Genomic DNA, 3,587 nt, shown 5'->3' on the forward strand with positions numbered 1-3,587 from the left:
CATCGCCACCGACGAGGAGATCGTCGACGACAAGGCGCACAGGAAGAACACCCCGAGCCGCACCTCATAAGCGAGCACCGAGCTGAGCCCGAAGAAGATCGCGAAGCCGATCAGCGGGAACAGGATGTAGGTCGTCGCCTGCACCGCGAGATGGACGCGCCAGTTCGCCGCCCCCGCCTTCAGCGATTGCGGCGACAGGTTCGCGCCGTGGAGGAAGAAGACCAGCGCGATGCCGATCTCGGTCACCTGCGCCATATGCAGCGCGCCGCCCTCGGCCCCCAGCCGCGGCGCGAGAAACGCCAGCACCACCGCGGCGAGCATCGCCAGCAGGAATCCGTCGATCTTCATGATCGCGCGGATCACGTCACCGCTTCGCGCTCGGCATAGCGCGCGTCGCGCCACGCGCCGCTTTCCATCACGTCGACGAGCACGTCGACCGCATCCCAGACGTCGGCAAAGCGGACGTAGAGCGGGGTGAAGCCGAAACGGACGATATCGGGGGCACGGAAGTCGCCGATCACTCCGCGATCGATCAGCGCGCGCATGATCGCATAGCCGTGCGGATGCGCGAAGGAGACCTGGCTGCCGCGCTCGTTTGCATCGCGCGGCGAGACGAGCGTGAAGCCGTGCGCGGCGCAGCGTTGCTCGACCAAGGCGATGAACGTTTCGGTCAGCGCGATCGACTTGGTACGCACCCGCGTCATATCCGCCGCGCGCATCAGATCGGCGCCGACCCCGACCAGCGACAGGCTGACGATCGGCTGGGTGCCGGTGAGGAAATGGCGGATATCGGGCGCCGGGGCATAGCCGGGGGTCAGCGCGAACGGGTCGGCATGCCCCCACCAGCCGGTGATCGGCTGCCGCGCGGTCGCGAGATGCCGTTTGGCGACGAACAGGAAGGCGGGCGAGCCGGGCCCGCCGTTGAGATACTTATAAGTGCAGCCCACCGCGAGATCGACATTGCAGCCGTTGAGATCGACCGGCAGCGCCCCGGCGCTGTGGCACAGATCCCAGATCGCCAGCGCCCCGGCGGCATGCGCGCGCGCGGTGAGCGCGGCCATGTCGTTGATATGCCCGGTCTTGTAGTGGACGTGCGTGATGCTGATGGCGAGCGTATCCTCGTCGATCGCATCGGCGATCGCGTCGCGCTCGACCAGCACCACTTCCAGCCCGCGCGCCGCGGCGACCCCTTGCGCGACATAATTGTCGGTCGGGAAATTGCTGCCCTCGAGAATGATCTTGCGTCGGCCAGGCCGCATGTCGGCCGCCGCCCACAACAATTTGAACAGATTGACGCTGGTCGTATCGGTGACCACCACCTCGCCCGCATCGGCGCCGATCAGCGGCGCGAGCTTGTCGCCCAGCTCGAGCGGCAGTTCGAACCAGCCGGCATTGTTCCAGCTGCGGATCAGATCGGAGCCCCATTCATGCTCGACGACGCGCGCGGCACGGGCGGGCGCCGCCTTGGCCATCGCACCGAGCGAATTGCCGTCGAGATAGATCACCCCCTCGGGGATCACGAACGCATCGCGGAATTCCGCCAGCGGATCGCGCCGATCGAGCGCGACGCACTCTTCCCGGGTGATCGCGTCAGGCCGCATCGAAAGGCTCCTCGCGCGGGCCGATCTCCACCGCGAGCGGGGAAAGCCCGTCGATCGCCACGACCAGCCGGTCGCCGGTCACCGCCGCGCCGACCCCCGCGGGGGTGCCGGTATAGATCAGATCGCCGGGCAGCAGCCGCTCGATCCGGGAGAGATGCGCGATCACCTCCGCGGTATCCCAGATCATGTCGGCGATATCGCCGCGTTGGCGTTCGACGCCGTTCCGGGTCAGCGTGATCGCGCCGGCGGTGACATGCCCGCCGTTCGCCACGGGGCGCAACGTGCCGATCGGCGCGGAGAAGGCAAAATTCTTCGCATTGTCCCACGGGCGGCCGAGATCCTTGGCCACCGCCTGCAGATCGCGGCGCGTCATATCGAGCCCGGCGGCATAGCCGTAGACGAGATCGAGCGCGTCCTCGACCGCCACGGCCGCGCCCTCGCTTGCGATCGCGACGACCAGTTCGGCCTCATAATGATAATCCCCGGTCGCCGGCGGATAGGGGATCGTCCCCCCGCCCGGCACCAGCGTCTGCGCGAATTTGGCGAAGAAGAACGGGGGCTCGCGATCGGGGTCCTTGCCCATTTCGCGTGCGTGGGCGGCATAATTGCGCCCGACGCAGAAAATCCGGCCGACCGGGAAGCGATCGGCGCTCCCCTCGATCGCGACGGCGGGAAAAGGCGGAAGATCGAAGATATTGGCCATGACACGCTCCTGACGGATGAACGGCATTCCGCGCAAGAGGCGAAAGCCGGCGCTCTCGAATTCGATCGGGGTTAGGCTCGGAATCTGCACTTTCCCGTTCGCGCTGCGCCTGTCGAAGGGCTGCCCTTCTTCCGAGGAAGAAAAGTGCAGGGCTTCGACAAGCTCCGCCCGAACCGTGGAGAGGCTGTCGTGCCCTATCCGCGCAGCAACGCGTCACGCACGCCGACCAATTCCTCGCCCAACGCCGCCACCTCCGCCGGCGTGCGACCCGCGAACATCGAGGCGGAGAGGCAGAAGCCCGGCATCACCCCCGCGATCGCGACCGCCACGGTGCAGATCCCGCGAAAGGCGAAACCGTCGTCGACCGCATAACCGCGCGCCGTCGCCGTCTCGACCTGCGCCGCATAATCCGCCAGCGACAAGGGCGCCTGCCAGCGGACCGGCTCGAACCGCCGCGCCAGTTCGTCGGGCGCGACCCGCTGCGCCGCCGCCAGCGCGCGCCCTACCGCGCCGCCACCGAGCGGCTGGCGCTGCCCGTCGGCCATCGCGACGCGCATCCCGGCATCGCTTTCCGCGCGCGACACCGCGCGTACCCGCTCGCGCGAGATCACCTTCCACAACGCCACCGCCGCATCGTGCCGCCGCGCGAATTGCGTGATCACCGGCTGCGCCCGATCGACCAGCCCCTGCCCCGCGCCGTCACGCAACGCCTCCGACGCCGCCCAGGCGCGTGCGAGACGGTAGGATTTGGTCCGCGCGTCGCGCTCGACCACGCCCTCGTCGACCAAAGTCTTGAGCAGATTGAGGCAACTCGACGGGCTCAACCCCGTCACCCGCGCGATATCCGACAGCGACATCGGGCTGGTTTCCGCGAGCAGCCGCAAAATCCCCAGCGCCTGAGAAACGGATCGAACCGGTCCTGTCATACGACAGGTATAGTTTTCAGCATTGTGAAATTCAATTCTCAATGTTGAATATTCGCCGCGAAACGGCTATCGTCCGATCGATTGTATCGGACAGGAAAGCCAATCCCCTCCGCGCACGCGGGCAAGGTGTCGGCGCATGCTATGATCCGGGTGAGGAGCTTCAGATGGTCAACGTCAATCCGGGGATGGATGCCGATGTCTTCGAGCAGTTCATCGACCAGCTCCAGCGCTATGTGCGCGAGCGGCTGATCCCCGCCGAGCGCGCGATCATCGAGAGCGACCGGATCCCCGACGATATCCTCGCCGAGCTGCGCGACATGGGGCTGTTCGGCCTCACCATGCCGGAGGGTTATGGCG

At 67.0% G+C, this 3,587-nt stretch carries 5 protein-coding genes; 1 reads left to right on the top strand and 4 read right to left on the bottom strand.

Annotated features, from left to right (window positions below; translation table 11 throughout):
• From BGN95_RS00485 to BGN95_RS00500, 4 genes are all read right to left on the bottom strand, one after another.
• On the bottom strand, positions 1 to 363 hold a 363-nt coding region (locus BGN95_RS00485), incomplete at its 3' end, for a bile acid:sodium symporter (RefSeq protein ID WP_286771288.1).
• Positions 360 to 1,601, bottom strand: a complete 1,242-nt coding sequence (kynU, locus tag BGN95_RS00490; RefSeq protein WP_179512484.1) for a kynureninase — start codon at positions 1,599 to 1,601, stop codon at positions 360 to 362. The genes kynU and BGN95_RS00485, both read right to left, overlap by 4 nt.
• Positions 1,591 to 2,304 (bottom strand): fumarylacetoacetate hydrolase family protein, encoded by a 714-nt coding sequence (locus BGN95_RS00495; protein WP_286771289.1) that lies wholly within the window; start codon positions 2,302 to 2,304, stop codon positions 1,591 to 1,593. The genes kynU and BGN95_RS00495 overlap by 11 nt, the downstream gene beginning before the upstream one ends.
• A gap of 194 nt (positions 2,305 to 2,498) precedes the next feature.
• Positions 2,499 to 3,230, bottom strand: a complete 732-nt coding sequence (locus BGN95_RS00500; RefSeq protein WP_286771290.1) for an IclR family transcriptional regulator — start codon at positions 3,228 to 3,230, stop codon at positions 2,499 to 2,501.
• Between the two features lie 164 nt (positions 3,231 to 3,394).
• Between BGN95_RS00500 and BGN95_RS00505 the strand changes: the two genes are divergently transcribed.
• A partial coding sequence (locus BGN95_RS00505) for an acyl-CoA dehydrogenase family protein (protein ID WP_286771291.1) occupies positions 3,395 to 3,587 on the top strand: 193 nt, incomplete at its 3' end.

It is taken from the genome of Sphingomonas sp. 66-10, from assembly GCF_001897045.1.
Taxonomy (GTDB): Bacteria; Pseudomonadota; Alphaproteobacteria; order Sphingomonadales; family Sphingomonadaceae; genus Sphingomonas; species Sphingomonas lycopersici.

Coding starts and splice junctions, on each gene's coding strand:
- BGN95_RS00500 (WP_286771290.1), bottom strand. CDS start 3,230: ATGACAGGACCGGTTCGATCCGTTTCTCAGGCGCTGGGGATTTTGCGG.
- BGN95_RS00495 (WP_286771289.1), bottom strand. CDS start 2,304: ATGGCCAATATCTTCGATCTTCCGCCTTTTCCCGCCGTCGCGATCGAG.
- kynU (WP_179512484.1), bottom strand. CDS start 1,601: ATGCGGCCTGACGCGATCACCCGGGAAGAGTGCGTCGCGCTCGATCGG.